At 64.3% G+C, this 20,994-nt stretch carries 20 protein-coding genes and 1 pseudogene; 10 read left to right on the forward strand and 11 right to left on the reverse strand.

Features of this window, described 5'->3' with window-relative positions:
- Positions 1 to 13 precede the first annotated feature (13 nt).
- From HU772_RS24245 to dadA, 4 genes are all read right to left on the reverse strand, one after another.
- The gene (locus HU772_RS24245) at positions 14 to 418 is read right to left on the reverse strand and encodes a c-type cytochrome (protein ID WP_186653186.1); all 405 of its coding nucleotides are present in this window, start codon (positions 416 to 418) and stop codon (positions 14 to 16) included.
- 154 nt (positions 419 to 572) lie between these two features.
- Positions 573 to 1,121: a cupin domain-containing protein gene (locus HU772_RS24250; protein WP_023629132.1), complete on the reverse strand. Its 549-nt coding sequence runs from the start codon at positions 1,119 to 1,121 to the stop codon at positions 573 to 575.
- Between the two features lie 108 nt (positions 1,122 to 1,229).
- Entirely contained in the window at positions 1,230 to 2,303 is a 1,074-nt protein-coding gene (gene alr / locus HU772_RS24255; protein WP_186653116.1) for an alanine racemase, read from the reverse strand.
- 185 nt (positions 2,304 to 2,488) lie between these two features.
- Positions 2,489 to 3,790, reverse strand: coding sequence for a D-amino acid dehydrogenase (dadA, locus tag HU772_RS24260; RefSeq protein ID WP_186653114.1), 1,302 nt, complete (start codon positions 3,788 to 3,790; stop codon positions 2,489 to 2,491).
- A gap of 155 nt (positions 3,791 to 3,945) precedes the next feature.
- Here dadA and dadR point away from each other — a divergent pair, with 155 nt between their 5' ends.
- On the forward strand, positions 3,946 to 4,434 hold the full coding sequence (gene dadR, locus HU772_RS24265; protein WP_003258963.1) for a transcriptional regulator DadR: 489 nt from the start codon (positions 3,946 to 3,948) through the stop codon (positions 4,432 to 4,434).
- 4 nt (positions 4,435 to 4,438) lie between these two features.
- On the opposite strand, the gene HU772_RS24270 is transcribed toward dadR, so the two are convergent.
- Positions 4,439 to 4,792 (reverse strand): YkgJ family cysteine cluster protein, encoded by a 354-nt coding sequence (locus HU772_RS24270; RefSeq protein ID WP_186653111.1) that lies wholly within the window; start codon positions 4,790 to 4,792, stop codon positions 4,439 to 4,441.
- A gap of 152 nt (positions 4,793 to 4,944) precedes the next feature.
- Here HU772_RS24270 and HU772_RS24275 point away from each other — a divergent pair, with 152 nt between their 5' ends.
- Entirely contained in the window at positions 4,945 to 6,237 is a 1,293-nt protein-coding gene (locus tag HU772_RS24275) for an NAD(P)/FAD-dependent oxidoreductase (protein WP_186653108.1), read from the forward strand.
- Between the two features lie 145 nt (positions 6,238 to 6,382).
- On the opposite strand, the gene HU772_RS24280 is transcribed toward HU772_RS24275, so the two are convergent.
- Positions 6,383 to 6,613 (reverse strand): DUF1127 domain-containing protein, encoded by a 231-nt coding sequence (locus HU772_RS24280; protein WP_186653183.1) that lies wholly within the window; start codon positions 6,611 to 6,613, stop codon positions 6,383 to 6,385.
- A 178-nt stretch (positions 6,614 to 6,791) separates the two neighbouring features.
- Between HU772_RS24280 and HU772_RS24285 the strand changes: the two genes are divergently transcribed.
- Together HU772_RS24285 and HU772_RS24290 are read left to right on the forward strand one after the other, a co-directional pair.
- Positions 6,792 to 8,222: an aminotransferase-like domain-containing protein gene (locus tag HU772_RS24285; protein ID WP_186653105.1), complete on the forward strand. Its 1,431-nt coding sequence runs from the start codon at positions 6,792 to 6,794 to the stop codon at positions 8,220 to 8,222.
- A gap of 60 nt (positions 8,223 to 8,282) precedes the next feature.
- Positions 8,283 to 9,833: a phospholipase D family protein gene (locus tag HU772_RS24290; RefSeq protein ID WP_186653102.1), complete on the forward strand. Its 1,551-nt coding sequence runs from the start codon at positions 8,283 to 8,285 to the stop codon at positions 9,831 to 9,833.
- A 117-nt stretch (positions 9,834 to 9,950) separates the two neighbouring features.
- On the opposite strand, the gene HU772_RS24295 is transcribed toward HU772_RS24290, so the two are convergent.
- Positions 9,951 to 11,090 (reverse strand): MFS transporter, encoded by a 1,140-nt coding sequence (locus HU772_RS24295; protein WP_186653100.1) that lies wholly within the window; start codon positions 11,088 to 11,090, stop codon positions 9,951 to 9,953.
- 127 nt (positions 11,091 to 11,217) lie between these two features.
- Positions 11,218 to 12,711 (reverse strand): aldehyde dehydrogenase, encoded by a 1,494-nt coding sequence (locus HU772_RS24300; RefSeq protein ID WP_186653097.1) that lies wholly within the window; start codon positions 12,709 to 12,711, stop codon positions 11,218 to 11,220.
- A 196-nt stretch (positions 12,712 to 12,907) separates the two neighbouring features.
- Between HU772_RS24300 and HU772_RS24305 the strand changes: the two genes are divergently transcribed.
- Entirely contained in the window at positions 12,908 to 13,267 is a 360-nt protein-coding gene (locus tag HU772_RS24305; RefSeq protein WP_186653094.1) for a cupin domain-containing protein, read from the forward strand.
- A gap of 124 nt (positions 13,268 to 13,391) precedes the next feature.
- Here HU772_RS24305 and rpmG read toward each other — a convergent pair whose 3' ends face one another.
- Both rpmG and rpmB read right to left on the reverse strand, forming a co-directional pair.
- Positions 13,392 to 13,547: a 50S ribosomal protein L33 gene (gene rpmG / locus HU772_RS24310; protein ID WP_003253507.1), complete on the reverse strand. Its 156-nt coding sequence runs from the start codon at positions 13,545 to 13,547 to the stop codon at positions 13,392 to 13,394.
- A 10-nt stretch (positions 13,548 to 13,557) separates the two neighbouring features.
- Positions 13,558 to 13,794 carry a 50S ribosomal protein L28 gene (gene rpmB, locus HU772_RS24315; RefSeq protein WP_003258972.1) on the reverse strand — a complete coding sequence of 79 codons (237 nt, stop codon included), beginning with the start codon at positions 13,792 to 13,794 and terminating at the stop codon, positions 13,558 to 13,560.
- 363 nt (positions 13,795 to 14,157) lie between these two features.
- On the opposite strand from rpmB, the gene HU772_RS24320 reads away from it, so the two are divergent.
- Positions 14,158 to 15,747 carry an ABC transporter substrate-binding protein gene (locus HU772_RS24320; RefSeq protein WP_186653091.1) on the forward strand — a complete coding sequence of 530 codons (1,590 nt, stop codon included), beginning with the start codon at positions 14,158 to 14,160 and terminating at the stop codon, positions 15,745 to 15,747.
- A 113-nt stretch (positions 15,748 to 15,860) separates the two neighbouring features.
- On the opposite strand, the gene radC is transcribed toward HU772_RS24320, so the two are convergent.
- Positions 15,861 to 16,541 carry a RadC family protein gene (gene radC, locus HU772_RS24325; RefSeq protein WP_186653088.1) on the reverse strand — a complete coding sequence of 227 codons (681 nt, stop codon included), beginning with the start codon at positions 16,539 to 16,541 and terminating at the stop codon, positions 15,861 to 15,863.
- A gap of 127 nt (positions 16,542 to 16,668) precedes the next feature.
- Here radC and coaBC point away from each other — a divergent pair, with 127 nt between their 5' ends.
- From coaBC to argB, 4 genes and pseudogenes are all read left to right on the forward strand, one after another.
- Positions 16,669 to 17,880 (forward strand): bifunctional phosphopantothenoylcysteine decarboxylase/phosphopantothenate--cysteine ligase CoaBC, encoded by a 1,212-nt coding sequence (gene coaBC, locus HU772_RS24330; RefSeq protein ID WP_186653085.1) that lies wholly within the window; start codon positions 16,669 to 16,671, stop codon positions 17,878 to 17,880.
- A gap of 5 nt (positions 17,881 to 17,885) precedes the next feature.
- Positions 17,886 to 18,341 carry a dUTP diphosphatase gene (gene dut, locus HU772_RS24335; RefSeq protein ID WP_186653074.1) on the forward strand — a complete coding sequence of 152 codons (456 nt, stop codon included), beginning with the start codon at positions 17,886 to 17,888 and terminating at the stop codon, positions 18,339 to 18,341.
- Between the two features lie 134 nt (positions 18,342 to 18,475).
- Positions 18,476 to 19,849 (forward strand): annotated as a pseudogene (locus tag HU772_RS24340) (phosphomannomutase/phosphoglucomutase); the annotation flags it as partial.
- Between the two features lie 30 nt (positions 19,850 to 19,879).
- The gene (argB, locus tag HU772_RS24345) at positions 19,880 to 20,785 is read left to right on the forward strand and encodes an acetylglutamate kinase (protein WP_186653068.1); all 906 of its coding nucleotides are present in this window, start codon (positions 19,880 to 19,882) and stop codon (positions 20,783 to 20,785) included.
- The last annotated feature ends 209 nt before the right edge of the window (positions 20,786 to 20,994 follow it).

Raw genomic sequence — 20,994 nt, forward strand, 5'->3', positions numbered from 1 at the left:
TTTCATTTATGGCTCACAGCCCGGACATCTTCTTGATCGCACCCTTCAGGTCGTCATCCGAGCAATCGGCGCAGGTGCCCTTCGGCGGCATGGCGTTGATACCGGTGATGGCCTTGGCCAGGATGCCATCGAGGCCGCCCTGATGATCGGCGCGTTCTTTCCACGCCGCGGTGTCACCGATCTTCGGTGCGTTCAGCAGGCCAGTGCCATGGCAAGCGTTGCAATGCTTGGCGATGATTTCGTCCGGTGTCTTGGCGCCGCCGCCGCCAGCAGTGGCGGCCACTTCCATGCCCTTGCATTCCTGGCCCTGGACGCACACCTGGCCGACCGGCTCGAGCCGCTTGGCGATGTCGTCGTTGGTTGCAGCGGTTGCGCTCATTGCCCAAAGGGCGAATACAGCTGCTGGTACGGCCAGCATCTTCTTGATTTGGTTCACGCGAACACCCTCATGGTGGCTAATCACGCCCGCGGCCACGGAATTGCGAGCGTTGAAAAGTATAGCGGGAACCCGGAAGGCGTGAAACGACCACACTCTGGGAAAGGGTATTGGCGAATCAATGCACTGCGCTGGATCAAAAGTTCGACGGGGTGGCGGCGCTGATCAGCCGGGCCGGTTCCTCGAACGGATTGCGGAAGCGGTGCGGACGGGTGCTTTCGAAGTAGTAACTGTCGCCGGCCTCGAGGATGAAGATCTCGGTGCCGACCACCAGCTCCAGGCGGCCTTCGAGGAGGATGCCGGTCTCTTCGCCGTCGTGGGTGAGCATTTCGGCGCCGGTATCGGCACCCGGCGGGTAGACTTCGGTCAGGAACGCAATGGCGCGATTGGGGTGCGACTTGCCGACCAACTTCATGGTCACCGCGCCATCGGAGATGTCGATCAGCTCATGGGCCTTGTAGACGATCTGGGTCGGGCTTTCCGGCGCCAGCTCGACCGAGAAGAACTCGACCATCGACATGGGGATACCGCTGAGCACCTTGCGCAGGGAGCTGATGGAGGGGCTCACGCTGTTCTTCTCGATCATCGAGATGGTGCTGTTGGTCACCCCCGCGCGCTTGGCGAGTTCGCGCTGGGACAGGCCCTTGAGCTTGCGGATGGCTTGCAGTCGTTCACCGACGTCCAAAGCGGGAGCCTCCTGAAACGGTCGAGGTGGGGGAAGTGTGAACGATATGATGGCAATGCCGTTCAGTATTTACAACACACAGCCCCGCAGCCTGTCCGCTTCAGCGCCTTATTCGCCGATATAGTCCAGTGGCACGCGCTTGAGATTGCAGAAGATCTGGTACGGAATGGTCCCGGCCTGCATCGCCACATCGCTGGCCAGCACCTGCTTGCCCCACAACTCGACCGGGCTGCCGACGGTGGCCTCGGGCACCTCGGTGAGGTCGACGCAGAGCATGTCCATCGATACCCGGCCGATCAATTGAGTGCGCTTGCCGGCCACCACCACCGGGGTGCCGGTCGGCGCCTGGCGCGGGTAGCCATCGGCGTAACCCATGGCAACCACGCCGACCCGGGTCGGCCGCGGGCTGACGAACTTGGCGCCGTAGCCCACCGGTTCGCCAGCGGGCAGCTCGCGCACGCTGATGATCCGCGATTGCAGGGTCATCACCGGCTGCAGGCGGGCAGCCTCGGCCTGCGGCACTTCGAAGGGCGTGGCGCCGTAGAGCAGGATGCCCGGGCGGACCCAGTCGCTCTTGATGTTCGGCCAGCCAAGTACCGCCGGCGAGTTGCGCAGGCTGCACTCGGCGGCCAGGCCCTGGCGGGCGGCCTCGAACACCGCGACCTGCTGTTCGGTGGCAGCCGCGTCCAGCTCGTCGGCTCGGGCGAAGTGGCTCATCAGCACGATGCGTGACACCTTGCCGCTGGCCAACAGGCGCTGGTAGGCGTCGTGGTAGTCCTTGGGGTGCACGCCGACCCGGTGCATGCCGGTGTCCATCTTCAGCCAGATGGTCAGCGGCTTGTGCACCTGGTTTTTCTCGATCGCTTCGAGCTGCCATGGCGAATGCACCACGCACCACAGGTCATGCTCGGCAATCAGCGCCAGCTCGCCAGCCTCGAAGAACCCTTCGAGCAGCAATACGGGGGCCTTGATGCCCGCCGCGCGCAGTTCCAGCGCTTCCTCGATGCAGGCCACGGCAAAGCCGTCGGCCTCGGTTTCCAGGGCCAGGGCGCAGCGCACCGCGCCATGGCCGTAGGCATCGGCCTTGACCACGGCCAAGGCCTTGGCGCCGGTCAGCTCACGAGCGAGGCGGTAGTTGTGACGAAGGGCTTGGAGGTCGATCAGGGCACGGGCGGGACGCATGGCGGCAGCCTTCTGGCAATTCTGGTTATGTAGAAATCCCCGGCGCGGCGGATGGGGGTAGGTACCCACCGCGCCGGGGTGAGGGAACAGTGTCGACTTTTTCGCGGGTAAACCCGCTCCCACAGGAATTGTGCTGCCCGTGTGGGAGCGGGTTTACCCGCGAAAGGGCCGGCGCAGACGCCCGCTTACTGGTGCGCGGGGGCCGGCTGGCCGTGCTTGGCGATCTCGCGGCTGTTGCCATAACGCGAGATATCCAGGCCTTCAGCGCTGATCTGCGGCTTCTTGCGCGCGATCAGGTCGGCCAGCAGGCGACCGGAACCGCAGGCCATGGTCCAACCCAGGGTGCCGTGACCGGTGTTGAGGAACAGGTTACGGAACGCGGTGGCACCGACAATTGGGGTACCGTCCGGGGTGGCCGGGCGCAGGCCGGTCCAGAAGCTCGCCTGGCTCAGGTCGCCGCCGCGAGGATAAAGGTCGTTGACAATCATCTCCAGCGTTTCGCGTCGGCGCGGGTTCAGCGACAGGTCAAAACCGGCGATTTCAGCCATGCCGCCAACGCGGATGCGGTTATCGAAACGGGTGATGGCGACCTTGTAGGTCTCATCGAGGATGGTCGAGGTCGGGGCCATGTCGCCATTGGTGATCGGCACGGTCAGCGAATAACCCTTCAGCGGGTACACCGGTGCCTTGATACCCAGCGGCTTGAGCATCTGTGGCGAATAGCTGCCCAGCGCCAGCACGTAGCGGTCGGCGGTTTCCAGCTTGCCGTCGATCCACACGCCATTGATGCGATCACCGGCGAAGTCCAGGCGCTGGATGTCCTGGCCGAAGCGGAACTCGACGCCGAGCTTGATGGCCATGTCGGCGAGCTTGGTAGTGAACAGCTGGCAGTCGCCGGTCTGGTCATTGGGCAGGCGCAGGGCGCCGGCCAGGATGTCCTTGACGCCGGCCAGGGCCGGTTCGACGCGGGCGATGCCGTCGCGATCAAGCAACTCGTAAGGCACGCCGGACTGCTCGAGCACGGCGATGTCCTTGGCCGCGGCATCCATCTGGGCCTGGGTGCGGAACAGCTGGGTGGTGCCCAGGCTGCGGTTTTCGTAGGCAATGCCGGTTTCGGCGCGCAGTTCGTCGAGGCAGTCGCGGCTGTACTCGGACAGACGCACCATGCGCTCCTTGTTCACCGCGTAGCGGCTGGCCGTGCAGTTGCGCAACATCTGCGCCATCCACAGGTACTGGTCGACGTCGCCGGTCAGCTTGATGGCCAGGGGCGCGTGGCGCTCGAGCAGCCACTTGATGGCCTTGAGCGGCACGCCTGGGGCGGCCCAGGGCGAGGCATAGCCGGGCGAGATCTGGCCGGCGTTGGCAAAGCTGGTTTCCATGGCCACCGCCGGCTGGCGATCGACCACCGTCACCTCGAAACCTTGTCGGGCCAGATAGTAGGCACTGGCGGTTCCGATGACACCGCTACCAAGTACCAGCACTCGCATTGTTCATCCCTCGCACGCGGCTCGCCGCAGTCTTTTGTTGATATGGCATGGATGCGCGCATTGTATGAACTAGAGCCCAGTGCAATTCACTATATAAACGCCTATATTTGGCGAGAATTCTCGGCAATATCGCCTTTCACGGAGGGGCATCCCCTATGAGAACCCAGCACCAGAGCAAGCGTGAACTGGACAAGATCGACCGCAACATCCTGCGGATCCTGCAGAATGACGGGCGCATCTCGTTCACCGAACTGGGCGAGAAAGTCGGGCTGTCCACCACACCCTGCACCGAGCGCGTACGGCGCCTTGAGCGCGAGGGGATCATCATGGGCTACAACGCCCGCCTCAACCCGCAGCACCTGAAGGGCAGCCTGCTGGTGTTCGTCGAGATCAGCCTGGATTACAAGTCCGGCGACACCTTCGAGGAGTTCCGCCGCGCGGTGCTCAAGCTGCCCCACGTGCTGGAGTGCCACCTGGTGTCGGGTGACTTCGACTACCTGGTGAAAGCTCGCATTTCCGAGATGGCCTCGTACCGCAAGCTGCTCGGCGACATCCTGCTCAAGCTGCCCCATGTGCGCGAATCGAAGAGCTACATCGTGATGGAAGAAGTGAAAGAGAGCCTGTGCCTGCCGATCCCGGACTGAGACCTCAGACCAGCACTTGACGGGTCGTGGCGATGAACTGGTGGACCAGTTGCTCGGCCGCCGGCTCGATAGGCTGCGCCGGCCCTCGGCCACGGGGGCAGGCCAGGCGCGGCGTGGTGCCGAACAGGCGGCAGATCATCGGGCGCTCGTCATACACCGTGCAGCCGTGCGGCCCCAGGTGTACGCAGTCCAGGCGTTCAAGGGCAGCTTCCTGCTCGGCCTGGGTCTTGCGCGGCAAGCGGGCCATTTCTTCAGCGGACGTAGTGACCGGGCCGCAGCAGTCATGGCAGCCAGGCTCGCACTCGAACGAGGGGATGAGTTCACGCAGGAAGTGGATCTTGTGGCGGTTGCAGGACATGACAAGGTACGAATCAAAGGATCTGCATGGATTATAAGCCCATTCGCGGGTAAACCCGCTCCCACAGGATCCTCGCTACCCTCGCTGGTTGCCCCGGCGCGAAAGCAGAGCTTATCCTCGCCACCTCCCTCCATTCGCTCAGGGCCGTCTCAATGATCCACAGCGCGCAGCACGCCGCCTCCTACTATGCCGCCAGCAGCGCGCCCCATCCCGATCATCCCTTCCTGCAAGGTGAACACAGCGCCGACGTGTGCATCGTCGGTGGTGGCTACTCAGGCCTGAACACCGCCATCGAGCTGGCCGAACGTGGCCTTTCGGTGATCCTCCTCGAAGCGCGCAAGATCGGCTGGGGTGCCAGCGGGCGCAACGGCGGCCAGCTCATTCGCGGGGTCGGCCATGGCCTGGAGCAGTTCCTCCCGGTGATCGGCGCGGACGGTGTGCACAGCCTGAAACTGATGGGCCTGGAGGCCGTGGAAATCGTCCGCGAGCGTATCGAACGCCATGCGATCGACTGCGACCTCACCTGGGGTTATTGCGACCTGGCCAACAAACCCGCCGAGCTGCAAGGTTTTGCCGAGGACGCCGAGGAACTGCGCAGCCTGGGCTACCGCCACGAACTGCGCCTGGTGCAGCCCGGCGACCTGCATACGGTGGTGGGCTCCGATCGCTACGTCGGCGGCCTGATCGACATGGGCTCCGGTCACCTGCACCCGCTCAACCTGGCGCTGGGCGAAGCCGCCGTGGCCAGCCGCCTGGGTGTGCGCCTGTTCGAGCAGTCGCAAGTCAGCCGTATCGAGTACGGCCCTGAAGTGAAGGTGCATACCGCGCAAGGCCGGGTACGCGCCAAGACCCTGGTGCTGTGCTGCAACGCCTATCACAACGACCTCAACCGCGAGCTGGGCGGCAAGGTGCTGCCAGCCGGCAGCTATGTCATCGCCACCGAGCCGTTGGGCGCGGAACGCGCACGCCAGCTGCTACCGCAGAACATGGCGGTGTGCGACCAGCGCGTGGCGCTGGACTATTACCGGTTGTCGGCCGACCACCGTCTGCTGTTCGGCGGAGCCTGCCACTATTCCGGGCGCGACCCCAGGGACATCGCCGCCTACATGCGGCCGAAGATGCTCAAGGTGTTCCCGCAACTGGCCGATGTGCGCATCGATTACCAATGGGGCGGCATGATCGGCATCGGCGCCAACCGCCTGCCGCAGATCGGCCGCCTGGCCAGCCAGCCCAACGTCTATTACGCCCAGGCCTATTCCGGCCATGGACTCAACGCCACCCACCTGGCCGGGCGCCTGCTCGGCGAGGCTATCAGCGGCCAGCAAAGTGGTCGTTTCGATCTGTTCGCCAAGGTGCCGCACACCACCTTCCCCGGCGGCAAGTTGCTGCGCTCGCCGCTGCTGGCACTGGGGATGCTTTGGTACCGGCTCAAAGAACTGGTTTAAGTCGAATTCAGCACGCCCCTGTAGGAGCGGCCTTGTGCCGCGAAAGGGCTGCAGGGCAGCCCCAGCAATATATGCATTAAGCTGAAGCCTGGGGGCCGCTTTGCGGCCCTTTCGCGACACAAGGTCGCTCCTACAGGAGATCGGCTCAGTCCTTCCAGAACGGTTTACGCCCTTCCCGCCACGCCTGCTCCCAGGTCAGTCCGATATCGCGCAACTGCCGATCATCCAGTTGTAGCAGTGCCCTGCGGGTGCGCCAGCGGTGCAGCATCAGGCCCCAACGGCCCAGGTCCGCGAGCGGGTCGTAGACCTGGACCCGCTGCCCCGCCTCCAGCTCCTTGGCCAACAGCTGCACACGCACATCGCTCATGCCACCCATCACCGCGCTCTCCCATTCAGTAGATACCGTGGCAACAGCATGCACGCTCAAACCGTTGACAATACAGATCCAACAGCGGCCTATTATTTCCATACAGAATTGGCAAAAAGTGCGTTGAATGCAGTATTTTCCGAGCATCTGTATCGGTCCAAGCCTGAACAAGCCGCAGGAGTATGCCGTGACCCTCTACCTCAACCTGGCCGAACTGCTCGGTGCCCGCATCGAACAAGGCCTCTACCGCCCCGGCCAGCGCCTGCCCTCGGTGCGCGCCCTGAGCGTGGAGCACGGCGTCAGCCTGAGCACCGTGCAGCAGGCCTACCGCCTGCTGGAGGACAACGGCCTGGTCTCGCCACGCCCTAAATCCGGCTATTTCGTCGCCGAGGACCGGCAGCTCCCGGCACTGCCCGACATCAGCCGCCCCGCCCAGAGGCCTGTGGATATTTCCCAGTGGGAACAGGTGCTGGAGCTGGTACGGGCCACCCCGCGCCCCGATGTGATCCAGCTCGGCCGCGGCATGCCTGATGTCGACAGCCCCACGCTCAAGCCGCTGCTGCGCAGCCTGGCGCAGATCAGCCGGCGCATGGACATGCCCGGCCTGTACTACGACAACATCCACGGCAACGCCCAGCTGCGCGAGCAGATCGCCCGGCTGATGCTCGACTCCGGCTGCCGCCTGGGCCCGGCCGACCTGGTGGTGACCACCGGCTGCCACGAGGCGCTGTCGTGCAGCATCCGCGCGGTGTGCCAGCCCGGCGATATCGTCGCGGTCGACTCGCCCAGCTTCCACGGCGCCATGCAGACCCTCAAGGGCCTGGGCATGAAGGCCCTGGAGATCCCCACCGACCCGCTCACCGGGATCAGCCTGGAAGCCCTGGAACTGGCACTGGAACAGTGGCCGATCAAGCTCATCCAGATCACCCCCAACTGCAACAACCCGCTGGGCTACATCATGCCCGAGGCGCGCAAGAAGGCCTTGCTGACCCTGGCCCAACGCTACGACGTGGCCATTCTGGAAGACGATGTGTATGGCGACCTGGCCTACACCTACCCGCGCCCGCGCACCCTCAAGTCGTTCGACGACGACGGCCGGGTGCTGCTGTGCAGTTCGTTCTCCAAGACCCTCGCCCCGGGCCTGCGGGTCGGCTGGGTGGCGCCGGGGCGTTACCTGGAGCGGGTGCTGCACATGAAGTACATCAGCACCGGCAGCACCGCCTGCCAGCCGCAGCTGGCGATTGCCGACTTCATCGCCGAGGGCCATTACCAACCGCACCTGCGGCGCATGCGCAACCAGTACCAGCGCGGCCGCGACCTGATGTGCGACTGGGTGACCCGCTATTTCCCGCCCGGCACGCGCGCCAGCCGCCCCCAGGGCGGCTTCATGCTGTGGGTGGAATTGCCGGAAAGTTTCGATACGCTACGCCTGAACCGCGCTTTACTGGAACAAGGCGTGCAGATCGCCGTCGGCAGTATCTTCTCGGCCTCGGGCAAGTACCGAAACTGCCTGCGCATGAACTTCGCCGCCCGGCCCACGGCGCAGGTCGAAGCCGCCGTGCGCAAGGTCGGTGAAACCGCCCTTCGTCTACTGGATGCCGAACGCACCGACGGGTAACTTTGCGCCGCCTGCCACGGTCCAACCCCATAAGCCCTTGCCGCACAGGACGATCCACCCTTGAGACTCCAGCGAGCCCTGCCTCTGCTGCTGGCGCTGCAGCTCGGCCTGGCGGGCTGTGCCAGCGTCGGCACGCCCCGTGAAGTCAGCCAGGCCCTGCCAGCCAGCGACTCGGCGTTCGGGCGCTCGGTGCAGCGCCAGGCCGCGCCCTATCAGGGGCGTTCGGGCTTTCGCCTGCTGCCCAACAGCAACGAGGCATTCCGCGCCCGCGCCGAACTGATCCGCAACGCCCAGGCCAGCATCGACCTGCAGTACTACATCGTCCACGACGGCCTCAGCACCCGCGCGCTGGTACACGAGCTGCTACGCGCCGCCGACCGCGGCGTGCGCGTGCGCATCCTGCTCGACGACACCACCAGCGATGGCCTGGACAGCCTGATGGGCACCCTCGCCGCCCATCCCAACATCCATATCCGCGTGTTCAACCCCCTGCAACTGGGGCGCAGTACCGGGGCGACCCGTGCCGTCGGCCGACTGTTCAACCTGTCGCGCCAGCACCGGCGCATGCACAACAAGCTGTTCCTGGTGGACAACAGCATGGCCATCGTCGGCGGTCGCAACCTGGGCGACGAATACTTCGACGCCGAGCCCAACCTCAACTTCACCGACATCGACCTGCTGGGCGTGGGGCCGGTGGCCGAACAGCTCGGACACAGTTTCGACCAGTACTGGAACAGCGCCCTGAGCCGGCCAATCGGCGACTTCCTCTGGCGCCAGCCCGACACCAACGACCTGTTCGCCAGCCGCCAGCGCCTGGAGGTGTCGCTGGCCGAAGCACGCACCCGACGCAAGGCCCTGTACGACCGGCTCATGGCCTACCAGACCGAACCGCGCCTGGGCATCTGGCGCAACGAGCTGATCTGGGCCCACGGCCAGGCACTGTGGGACGCTCCGAGCAAGGTGCTGGCCGACGACGAGCCAGACCCGCAACTGCTGCTGACCCAGCAACTGGCCCCGGACCTGAACAACGTGCACAAGGAGCTGATCCTGGTGTCGGCCTATTTCGTGCCGGGCGAGCCGGGCCTGCTGTACCTCACCAGCCGTGCCGACGCCGGCACCTCGGTCAAGCTACTGACCAACTCGCTGGAGGCCACCGACGTGCCGGCGGTGCACGGTGGCTATGCCCCATACCGCCGCGCCCTGCTCGAACATGGCGTGCAACTGTACGAACTACGCCGACAGCCAGGCGCCCCTCGGCTGCGCCTGGGTTTTCATGGCAGCTCCGACTCGAGCCTGCACAGCAAGGCCATGGTCTTCGACCGGCGCAAGACCTTCATCGGCTCGTTCAACTTCGACCCGCGCTCGGTGCTGTGGAACACCGAAGTCGGCGTGCTGGTGGACAGCCCGGAGCTGGCCGAATACACCCGCGAGCTGGCCGTGCAGGGCATGTCGCCGGCGCTGAGCTACCAAGTGAAACTGGTGGACGGAAAACTGGCCTGGGCGACCGAGGACAATGGTCAGCGGCACATGCTGGTGACCGAGCCCGGGGGCATATGGCGGCGCTTCAATGCCTGGATCAGCAAGGCGGTCGGGCTGGAGAAGATGTTGTAATTGGGATTGCTCGGGGCGCTTTGCGCCCCTTTCGCGGCACAAGGCCGCTCCTACAGGGAACCGCGATCTTCTGTAGGCCTTGTGCCGCGATGGGCTGCGCAGCAGCCCCAGGATGGATCAGGCCGACGCCGGCTCGAAGGCATCCTGCCGCCGGGTCAGCACCACCAACCCCGCCGCGCCCACCGCCATCAACAACGGCAGCGCATGCCCGCTGATCCACTGGCTACCGGCCCCGGCCAGCAACGGCCCGAGCAGGCAACCGATGCCCCACAGCTGCGCCACATGGGCATTGGCCCGCACCAGTTCGTCATCCCGGTAGCGCTCGCCGATCAGCACCAGCGACAGGGTGAACAAGCCACCCGCGCTGGCCCCGAACAGCACCCACAGCGGCCAGATCACCGATGTATGCAACAACAAGGGAATCGCCAGGCTGGAAACCAGCAAGGTCAGCGCGCAGCCACTGAACAACGTGCGCCGCGACATGCGATCGGCCAGGGCACCGATCGGCAATTGCAGCACCGCATCCCCCACCACCACCGTACTGACCATGAACAATGCCACTTCAGTGGTGAAGCCCTGCTGCAAGCAGTACACCGGCAGCAACGTCAGGATCATCGCCTCGAATGCCGCAAACAGCGCGATGGCCCAGGCGATCACCGGCAAACGTCGACAGAAACCGAACAGATCGAAAAGGGTAACGCTGCACGCCTCGGTGGTCGGCGCACCGCTGCGCCCCAGCAGAATCAGCGGCGCCAACAACAACAGGCCGGTGGCCGCCCAAAACCCGAAATCATCGTCCGAGCCCAGAAAGCCCAGCACCAAAGGCCCGGCCAGTTGGCTCAAGGCATAACTGCTGCCATACAGCGCCACCAGCCGGCCACGCCATTGCTCGACCACCAGCTGGTTGATCCAGCTTTCGCCGAGGATGAACACCACCGTCAGCGACATGCCGATCATCAGCCGCAGCAGCAGCCACAGCGCATAGCTGGGCAGCAGCGCCAGCAGGCCAATCGACAACGCCCCGCCCAACAGGCACAGGCGCATGGCCGCAGGTACGCCTCTCCAGCCGGCGAGGCGGCTGGAGAGGCTGGCGCCGACCAACACCCCAAGCGCCGGCATCGCCGCCATCACGCCGATGGCGAACCCACCATAGCCCCAGCCCTCCAGGCGCAAGGACACCAGCGGCATGCTCACGCCGAGGGCCAGCCCGACACTGAGCACCGCCGCCAGGACGGCAAAGTAGGTTCCCCAACGCATTACTGCCTCCTGAGCAGATTTGGTCAGACCCATTCGCGGGCAAGCCCGCTCCCACAGGATCACCGCTGCCTGTAAGCATGCGGATTACCTGCGGGAGCGGGCTTGCCCGCGAAACGGCCCTAGCGGATCACAGCTTGATCCAGGTCGCCTTCAGCTCGGTGTACTTGTCCAGGGCGTGCAGCGACTTGTCACGGCCGTTGCCCGACTGCTTGAAGCCACCGAACGGCGCAGTCATGTCGCCGCCATCATACTGGTTCACCCAGACACTGCCGGCGCGCACGGCGCGGGCGGTCTTGTGGGCCTTGGAGATGTCCGCGGTCCAGATGCCGGCGGCCAGGCCATACGGCGTGTCGTTGGCAATGGCGATGGCTTCCTCGGCGGTGTCGAAGGTGATCACCGACAGCACCGGGCCGAAGATTTCTTCCTTGGCGATCTTCATGGCATTGGTCACACCGTCGAAGATGGTCGGCTCGACATAGGTGCCGCCGGTCTCTTCGAGGATGCGCTTGCCACCGGCCAGCAGCTTGGCGCCGTCCTGGTGACCGGCGTCGATGTACGACAGCACGGTGTTCATCTGCTGGGTATCGACCAGCGCACCAACGGTGGTTGCTGGATCCAGCGGGTTGCCCGGCTTCCAGGCCTTGAGCGCCTCGACCACCATGGGCAGGAACTTGTCCTTGATCGAGCGCTCGACCAGCAGGCGCGAACCTGCGGTGCAGACTTCGCCCTGGTTGAAGGCGATGGCGCTGGCGGCAGCCTCGGCGGCGGCCTGCAGGTCAGGGGCGTCGGCGAAGACGATGTTCGGGCTCTTGCCACCGGCTTCCAGCCAGACGCGCTTCATGTTCGACTCGCCGGCATAGACCATCAGTTGCTTGGCGATCTTGGTCGAGCCGGTGAACACCAGGGTGTCGACGTCCATGTGCAGGGCCAGGGCCTTGCCCACGGTGTGACCGTAGCCTGGCAGCACGTTCAGCACGCCTTTCGGGATACCGGCCTCGATGGCCAGCTGGGCGATACGGATGGCGGTCAGTGGCGACTTTTCCGACGGCTTGAGGACAACCGAGTTACCGGTGGCCAGGGCCGGGCCGAGTTTCCAGCAGGCCATCAGCAGCGGGAAGTTCCACGGTACGATGGCACCGACCACGCCTACCGGCTCGCGGGTCACCAGACCCAACTGATCGTGGGGGGTCGGGGCGACTTCATCGTAGACTTTGTCGATGGCTTCGGCAGTCCAGTGGATGGCCTGGGCCGCACCCGGGATGTCGATGGAAGAGGAGTCGCCAATCGGCTTGCCCATGTCGAGGGTTTCAAGCAGGGCCAGTTCCTCGACATGCTTGCGCAGCAGGTCGGCGAAACGGATCAGCTTGGCCTTGCGCTTGGCCGGGGCCAGGCGCGACCAGGCACCGGATTCGAACACCGCGCGGGCGTTGTCGACAGCACGGTTGGCGTCGGCCAGGTCGCAGCTGGCGACCTTGGCCAGGAAGCGTCCGTCCACCGGGCTCAGGCAGTCGAAGGTTTCACCGGAGGCGGCATCGGTGTATTCGCCGTCGATGAAGGCACGGCCTTCGATCTTCAGTTGCTGGGCACGCTGTTCCCAGTCCGCACGAGTCAGGGTGGTCATAGGAAACTCCTCTCTTGTTAAGGTGCAACGCCGCACTGAGGACTCACGGGCGCTGTCAGAAATTCTGGCCGGGCGACAAACGCACACCGGCACCCGACACCCTAAACCAGGGCGGAGAAACTATCAATATATTTGACACGGATGGCCTAAACGCCTACTGATGTGCATTTTATTTAACAACAACAGGGTAATCACCATGAGCATCGCCAGTATCGTCGACTTTGCCCAGGTTCTCACCGAGGCCGAACGCTACCGCCCCGCGGCGGAGAAAATCCTCAAGGGCGAGCCTGACCAGGCTGTCTATAACCATTACGCCAGCCCATGCGGACAGTTCGCCGCCGGCGTCTGGGAAGGTGAAGTGGGGCAGTGGACGGTGAGCTACACCGAGCACGAGTATTGCGAGATCGTCCAGGGCGTGTCGGTGCTGCGTGACCAGGACGGCAATGCCAAGACCCTGCGCACCGGCGATCGCTTCGTCATCCCGGCGGGCTTCAAGGGCACCTGGGAGGTGCTGGAGCCGTGCCGCAAGATCTACGTGCTGTTCGAACAGAAGTAAGCACCAGATCCATCGCGTCCCTGTGGGAGCGGGCTTACCCGCGAAGCAGCTGAAAAAGATGTTCCTGCAGGCATAAAAAAACCCGCCACCTTTCGGTTGCGGGTTTTTTCAGGTTGCCGATCAATTACTTGATCTTGGCTTCCTTGTACACCACGTGCTTGCGGACGACCGGATCGTATTTCTTGATCTCGATCTTGTCCGGAGTGGTGCGCTTGTTCTTGTCGGTGGTGTAGAAGTGGCCGGTACCGGCACTCGAAACCAGACGGATCAATTCACGCATGACGTTCTCCTTAGAACTTTTCGCCGCGAGCGCGCAGCTCGGCCAGCACTACGTCGATACCACGCTTGTCAATGACGCGCATGCCTTTGGCGGATACGCGCAGACGCACGAAACGCTTCTCGGACTCAACCCAGAAACGGTGGTGCTGCAGGTTCGGCAGGAAACGACGACGGGTTTTGTTGTTTGCGTGGGAAATGTTGTTCCCGGTTACTGGACCCTTACCAGTAACTTGACAGACTCTCGACATGACTCAGCCCTCTAAAACCACATGCCCAACCCGGCATGGGTTGGCCGCTTAATCTCTCAGTCTTTGGCGCCAGGCGCCGTGATTCTGGAGGTCTTATCGACCGGATCCGCTGATGCGACAGGCCGAGCCCCTAGAAAAGAGCGCTGCTTTATACCAGAAAGACTACGCCGCAACAACAGAAGATGAGCATCCATGTGCTGCAAATCGCGCGCGAGCAGCATAGCGACTCGCCCGCCGCACTGTCGACCACTCGTCGCCAGCCCATGGAAAAAGAAGGTGGTCATTTACGAAAACGCACACTAGGGTAGGACGATTTCCAGACTGCACCGGCAGATGGGCCATCTGACCAGCCAAGGAGCCACCATGCGTGCTGCCGCCCTTTCCCTATTCTTCACCGCGCTGTGCGCCGCTGGCCTGGTCCAGTCCGCGCCGTTGGCGGTGTGCACCGAGGCCAGCCCCGAAGGCTTTGACGTGGTGCAGTACAACTCGCTGACCACGACCAACGCCTCGGCCGACGTGCTGATGAACCGCCTGGTCGAATTCGACGCGCAGCAGGGCAAGGTCGTGCCGAGCCTTGCCAAGAGCTGGACCGTCTCGCCCGACGGCCTGATCTACGACTTCACCCTGCGGCCGGACGTTAAATTCCACACCACGGCGTACTTCAAGCCGACCCGCGAACTGGACGCCGACGACGTGCTGTTCAGCTTCCAGCGCATGCTCTACCCGGCCCACGCCTGGCACAAGACCGCCGCGGGCGGCTATCCACACGCCCAGTCGCTGCAACTGGGCAGCCTGATCAAGGCCATCGATGCGCCGAACCCGCACACCGTGCGTTTCACCTTGACCCACGCCGACGCCACCTTCCTGGCGACCCTGAGCATGGGCTTCGCCTCGATCTATTCCGCCGAGTACGCCGACAAGCTGCTCAAGGCCGGCACCCCGGAAAAACTCAACAGCCAGCCGATCGGCACCGGGCCATTCCTGTTCCAGCGCTTCCAGAAGGACGCCGTGGTGCGCTACCGCGCCAACCCCGACTACTTCGCCGGCAAACCGTCCATCGACCCGCTGGTCTTCGCCATCACCCCGGATGCCAACGTGCGCCTGCAGAAACTCAAGCGCGACGAATGCCAGGTGGCGCTGTCGCCCAAGCCTCTGGATATCGCCGAGGCCGGCAAGGACGGCAACCTCAAGGTCGCCACCACCCCGGCCTTCATGACCGCCTTCGTCGCCATCAACAGCCAGCACCCACCGCTGGACAAGCCTGAAGTCCGCCAGGCGATCAACCTCGCCTTCGACAAGCAGGCCTACCTCAAGGCCGTGTTCGAAGACACCGCCATCGCCGCCAACGGCCCCTACCCGCCCAATACCTGGAGCTACGCCAAAGACCTGCCCGGCTACACCCAGGACCACAAAAAGGCCAAGGCGCTGCTGGCCAAGGCTGGCTTGGCCCAAGGCTTCGAGACCACCATCTGGACCCGTCCGTCGGGCAGTCTGCTCAACCCCAACCCCAGCCTCGGTGCGCAGATGCTCCAGGCCGACCTCGCCAAGGTCGGCATCAAGGCCGAGATCCGCACCATCGAGTGGGGCGAGCTGATTCGCCGCGCCAAAGCCGGCGAACACGATTTGCTGTTCATGGGCTGGGCTGGTGATAACGGTGACCCGGACAACTTCCTCAGCCCGCAGTTTTCCTGCGCGGCGGTGAAGTCGGGGACCAACTTTGCACGGTTCTGCGACAACCGCCTCGACCAGTTGATCAACGCTGGGCGCACCACCAACGACCAGAGCGTGCGCAGCCGGCTGTACCAGCAGGCGCAGACGCTGATCCAGCAGCAGGCACTGTGGCTGCCGCTGGCGCACCCGACAGCGGCGGCGTTGCTGCGCCAAGGGGTCGAGGGCTACCAGGTGAGTCCGTTCGGCCGACAGGATTTCAGCAAGGTGTCCGTCAGCCGTTGACGTATGTGCAACCTGCACCGGCCTCTTCGCGGGTAAACCCGCTCCCACAGGATTTGCGCGTAACCTGTGGGAGCGGGTTTACCCGCGAAGAGGCCGGTGCAGCTTGCCCAAGACTAACCCACCAACCACCCATGTTCGAGCATCGACAACGGCTCGCCATCCCCCACGATGACATGGTCCATCACCCGTACATCGATCAACGCCAGCGAGCGCTTGAGCATCAGTGTCAGATGCACATCATCCTGACTCGGCTCGCAATTGCCCGACGGGTGGTTGTGACAGAGGATCAGGGCCGCAGCGTTATGCAGTAATGACCGACGCACCACTTCGCGGGGATAGATGCTCGCGCGGTCTATGGTGCCGCGGAAGAGGATTTCAAACGCCAATGGCCGATGCTTGGTATCGAGGAACAGGCAGCCAAACACTTCACTGGGCTCGTGGCGCAGCATGGACTTGAGGTAACGCCGCACCGAAGCCGGGTTCTCCAGGGCCGGCGCGCGCTCGATGTGTTCGTTCAGATAACGCCTGCCGATCTCCAGCAAGGCCTGCAACTGGGCGTATTTCACCGGTCCCACGCCGGGTTCGCCAAGGGCCGTGGCACGATCCGCCTCAAGGAACTGCCTGAGCCCTCCAAACTTCACCAACAGACCACGCGCCAGGTCCAGCACATTGCGCCCGGCAACGCCCGAGCCCAGCAGCACGGCGAGCAATTCCGCATCCGAAAGCATTGCCGCCCCGCGCTGCAACAGCTTCTCCCTGGGCCGCTCTTCAACTGGCCACTCCCTGATGTTCATCCCCCCTCCTCGCCTGCCACTACGGCCCTTTTGGACGCTGTGTTAATCTAGTTCGCTTCGAAAATGCGACGATCTGCCGCAGGCAGTTGTCGTCGCCACCCGCTTTCACTGGAATAAGGCAAGGCCTATGCAGCGGTTGTATCGCAAGCGTATCGTTCTCGGCGTCGGTGGCGGCATCGCCGCCTACAAGAGCGCCGAGCTGATTCGCCGACTCCTGGAACATGGCGCGCAGGTGCGCGTGGTCATGACCCGGGGTGGCGCCGAATTCATCACCCCGCTCACGCTGCAGGCGCTGTCCGGCCACCCGGTGCACATGGACCTGCTCGACCCCGCCGCCGAGGCCGCCATGGGCCATATCGAGCTGGCCAAATGGGCCGACCTGGTGCTGATCGCCCCGGCCACCGCCGACCTGATGGCGCGTCTGGCCCAAGGCATGGCCGACGACCTGCTGACCACCCTGGTGCTGGCCACCGACGCCAGCGTGGCCGTCGCCCCGGCGATGAACCAGGCCATGTGGCGCGACCCGGCGACCCAGGACAACCTCGAACTGCTCAAGCGCCGTGGCATCCAGGTGTTCGGCCCGGCCTCCGGCAGCCAGGCCTGCGGCGACGTCGGCCTGGGCCGCATGCTCGAAGCCACGGACCTGGCCTGGTGCGCCGCCGAAAGTTTCAAACGCCAAGCCCTGACCGGCAAGCACGTGCTGATCACCGCGGGCCCGACCCAAGAGAACATCGACCCGGTGCGCTACATCACCAACCATAGTTCAGGGAAGATGGGCTTCGCCCTGGCCGAAGCGGCCGCCGAAGCCGGGGCTCGGGTGACCCTGGTCACCGGCCCGGTGCACCTGCAGACACCCGATCGGGTCAGCCGCATCGACGTGGTCAGCGCGCGGGACATGCTCGCGGCCTGTGAGGCGGCCATGCCCTGCGACCTGTTCATCGCCTCGGCAGCGGTCGCGGACTACCGCCCGGAAGTCGTCGCCCCACAGAAGCTCAAGAAAGATCCCACCACCGGCGACGGCATGCTGCTGCAGATGGTGCGCAATCCCGATATCCTTGCGACCATTGCCGGCCGTGCCGATCGTCCGTTCAGCGTCGGTTTCGCCGCCGAGACCGAGCACCTGCTCGACTACGCCACGCGCAAGCTCAAGGACAAGAACCTCGACCTGATCGTCGCCAATGATGTGGCCAACCCCAGCATCGGCTTCAACAGCGAGGAAAACGCCCTGACCGTGATCGACCGCCAGCAGCACCAGACCCTCTTCGCGCAGACCAGCAAGGGCAAGATCGCCCGCCAGCTGGTTGCCTTCATCGCCGAACGGCTCAACCAGGTTCAATAAGTTACATGCACGCTCTTCAAGCCAAGATCCTCGACCCTCGCCTGGGCAACGAATTCCCCCTGCCACAGTACGCCACCCCGGGCTCCGCGGGCCTCGACCTGCGCGCCCTGCTCCAGCAGGACACCGTCCTCGAGCCGGGCCAGACCCTGCTGATCCCCACCGGCCTGTCGGTGTACATCGGCGACCCGGGCCTGGCGGCCATGATCCTGCCACGCTCGGGCCTGGGCCATAAGCACGGCATCGTGCTGGGCAACCTGGTCGGCCTGATCGACTCGGACTACCAGGGCGAACTGATGGTGTCCTGCTGGAACCGTGGCAACACCCCCTTCACCATCACCGTCGGCGAGCGCATCGCCCAGTTGATCCTGGTGCCGGTGGTACAGGCGCACTTCGATATCGTCGAGCAGTTCGACGAGACCCAGCGCGGTACTGGCGGTTTCGGCCACTCCGGCACCCGCTGAGCCGACAACAGACCGTTCGGGCCATGGATGGCGAACTCTCTGGTGAAACCACCGTCCAAGCGTTCAGTTTGCGCCTGCCCAGAAGCCTTTGACTTATGGAGTCCCCAGAGATGAACGACATGGCCCAGCTGGTCCCCGCACTGCCCGACAGCATCTTCCGCGCCTATGACATCCGCGGCGTGGTCGGCAAGACCCTGCATGCCGAGACCGCCTACTGGATCGGCCGCGCCATTGGCGCCCAGACCCTCGCCCAGGGCGAACCACAGATTTCGGTCGGCCGTGATGGCCGCCTGTCCGGCCCGATGCTGGTCGAGCAACTGATCAAGGGCCTGGCCGACGCCGGTTGCCAGGTCAGCGATGTCGGCCTGGTGCCGACCCCGGCGCTGTACTACGCCGCCAACGTGCTGGCCGGCAAGTCGGGGGTGATGCTCACTGGCAGCCACAACCCGTCGGACTACAACGGCTTCAAGATCGTCATCGCCGGCGACACCCTGGCCAACGAACAGATCCAGGCCCTGCTGACGCGCCTGAAGACCAACGACCTGACTCGCGGCGAAGGCCGTGTGCGGAAGGTCGAGATCCTCGACCGTTACTTCCAGCAGATCACCGCCGACGTGAAGCTGGCCAAGCGCCTGAAGGTGGTGGTCGACTGCGGCAACGGCGCCGCCGGCGTGGTCGCCCCGCAACTGATCGAGGCCCTGGGCTGCGACGTCATCCCGCTGTTCTGCGAAGTCGACGGCAACTTCCCCAATCATCACCCGGACCCAGGCAAGCCGGAAAACCTGGAAGACCTGATCGCCAAGGTCAAGGAAACCGGCGCTGACATCGGCCTGGCCTTCGACGGCGACGGTGACCGCGTCGGCGTGGTGACCAACACCGGCAGCATCGTCTACCCCGATCGCCTGCTGATGCTGTTCGCCCAGGATGTACTGTCGCGCAACCCGGGCGCCGAGATCATCTTCGACGTCAAGTGCACCCGCCGCCTGACCCCGCTGATCGAACAGCACGGCGGCCGCGCGCTAATGTGGAAGACCGGCCACTCGTTGATCAAGAAGAAGATGAAGCAGACCGGCTCGCTGCTGGCCGGCGAAATGAGCGGGCACATCTTCATCAAGGAGCGCTGGTACGGTTTCGACGACGGCATCTACAGCGCCGCGCGCCTGCTGGAAATCCTCAGCAAGGCCGGGCAGAGCGCCGAAGAGCTGTTCGCCGCGTTCCCGAACGATATTTCCACGCCGGAAATCAACATTGATGTGACCGACGAGGGTAAATTCAGCATCATTGATGCACTGCAACGCGACGCCGACTGGGGCGCGGCCAACCTGACCACCATCGACGGTGTGCGGGTCGACTATCCCCACGGCTGGGGCCTGGTTCGCGCCTCCAACACCACGCCGGTGCTGGTGCTGCGCTTCGAGGCCGACAGCGCGGCAGAACTCGACCGAATCAAGGCTGTATTCCGCACGCAGTTGCTGCGCGTCCAACCGGGCCTACAACTGCCGTTCTGACGACTATCCGTTCCTTACCTGGAGCCCTGCATGACCCTCGATCGCGATGCCGCTTCCCATGTAGCCGAGGTTTTGTCCGAAGCACTGCCTTACATCCGCCGCTTCGTCGGCAAGACCCTGGTGATCAAGTACGGCGGCAACGCGATGGAGAGCGAAGAGCTCAAGACCGGCTTCGCCCGTGACATCGTGCTGATGAAGGCCGTGGGCATCAACCCGGTGGTCGTGCATGGCGGTGGGCCGCAGATCGGCGACCTGCTCAAGCGCCTGTCGATCGACAGCCATTTCATCGATGGCATGCGCGTCACCGACGCGGCGACCATGGACGTGGTGGAAATGGTCCTGGGTGGCCAGGTCAACAAGGACATCGTCAACCTGATCAACCGCCACGGCGGCAGCGCCATCGGCCTGACCGGCAAGGACGCGGAGCTGATCCGCGCCAAGAAGCTGACCGTCACCCGCCAGACGCCGGAGATGACCACCCCGGAAATCATCGACATCGGCCATGTCGGCGAAGTCGTCAGCGTCAACACCGACCTGCTGAACATGCTGGTCAAGGGCGACTTCATTCCAGTGATCGCGCCGATCGGCGTGGGCGCCAACGGCGAGTCCTACAACATCAACGCCGACCTGGTGGCCGGCAAGGTGGCCGAGGCGCTGAAAGCGGAAAAGCTGATGCTGCTGACCAACATTGCCGGCCTGATGGACAAGCAAGGCGAAGTCCTCACCGGCCTGAGCACCGAGCAGGTCAACGAGCTGATCGCCGACGGCACCATCTACGGCGGCATGCTGCCGAAAATCAAATGCGCGCTGGATGCGGTCCAGGGCGGGGTCAACAGCTCGCACATCATCGACGGCCGGGTGCCGAACGCCGTGCTGCTGGAAATCTTCACCGACAGCGGCGTGGGCACCCTGATCACCAACCGCAAGCCACGCTGATTCAGCCGGCCCGGCAACCGTAGGAGCCAGCTCGCTGGCGAAACACGCACCGCAGTGCATGGCACCGGCTTCGCCGGTGTTCGCCGGCAAGGCCGGCTCCTACGGGACCTTGCCTCAACACACGCAAACAGATGGCTCAAGGCCATCAATCTTCATCTTTGGCCATCAAGTATCCCGGTAAACTGCCGACACAACGTGTCAGCATGCAC

Source organism: Pseudomonas xantholysinigenes, assembly GCF_014268885.2.
Taxonomy (GTDB): Bacteria; Pseudomonadota; Gammaproteobacteria; order Pseudomonadales; family Pseudomonadaceae; genus Aquipseudomonas; species Aquipseudomonas xantholysinigenes.

Coding starts and splice junctions, on each gene's coding strand:
- HU772_RS24245 (WP_186653186.1), bottom strand. CDS start 418: ATGCTGGCCGTACCAGCAGCTGTATTCGCCCTTTGGGCAATGAGCGCA.
- alr (WP_186653116.1), bottom strand. CDS start 2,303: ATGCGTCCCGCCCGTGCCCTGATCGACCTCCAAGCCCTTCGTCACAAC.
- dadA (WP_186653114.1), bottom strand. CDS start 3,790: ATGCGAGTGCTGGTACTTGGTAGCGGTGTCATCGGAACCGCCAGTGCC.
- dadR (WP_003258963.1), top strand. CDS start 3,946: ATGAGAACCCAGCACCAGAGCAAGCGTGAACTGGACAAGATCGACCGC.
- HU772_RS24270 (WP_186653111.1), bottom strand. CDS start 4,792: ATGTCCTGCAACCGCCACAAGATCCACTTCCTGCGTGAACTCATCCCC.
- HU772_RS24275 (WP_186653108.1), top strand. CDS start 4,945: ATGATCCACAGCGCGCAGCACGCCGCCTCCTACTATGCCGCCAGCAGC.
- HU772_RS24280 (WP_186653183.1), bottom strand. CDS start 6,613: ATGGGTGGCATGAGCGATGTGCGTGTGCAGCTGTTGGCCAAGGAGCTG.
- HU772_RS24295 (WP_186653100.1), bottom strand. CDS start 11,090: ATGCGTTGGGGAACCTACTTTGCCGTCCTGGCGGCGGTGCTCAGTGTC.
- HU772_RS24300 (WP_186653097.1), bottom strand. CDS start 12,711: ATGACCACCCTGACTCGTGCGGACTGGGAACAGCGTGCCCAGCAACTG.
- HU772_RS24305 (WP_186653094.1), top strand. CDS start 12,908: ATGAGCATCGCCAGTATCGTCGACTTTGCCCAGGTTCTCACCGAGGCC.
- rpmG (WP_003253507.1), bottom strand. CDS start 13,547: ATGCGTGAATTGATCCGTCTGGTTTCGAGTGCCGGTACCGGCCACTTC.
- rpmB (WP_003258972.1), bottom strand. CDS start 13,794: ATGTCGAGAGTCTGTCAAGTTACTGGTAAGGGTCCAGTAACCGGGAAC.
- HU772_RS24320 (WP_186653091.1), top strand. CDS start 14,158: ATGCGTGCTGCCGCCCTTTCCCTATTCTTCACCGCGCTGTGCGCCGCT.
- radC (WP_186653088.1), bottom strand. CDS start 16,541: ATGAACATCAGGGAGTGGCCAGTTGAAGAGCGGCCCAGGGAGAAGCTG.
- coaBC (WP_186653085.1), top strand. CDS start 16,669: ATGCAGCGGTTGTATCGCAAGCGTATCGTTCTCGGCGTCGGTGGCGGC.
- dut (WP_186653074.1), top strand. CDS start 17,886: ATGCACGCTCTTCAAGCCAAGATCCTCGACCCTCGCCTGGGCAACGAA.
- argB (WP_186653068.1), top strand. CDS start 19,880: ATGACCCTCGATCGCGATGCCGCTTCCCATGTAGCCGAGGTTTTGTCC.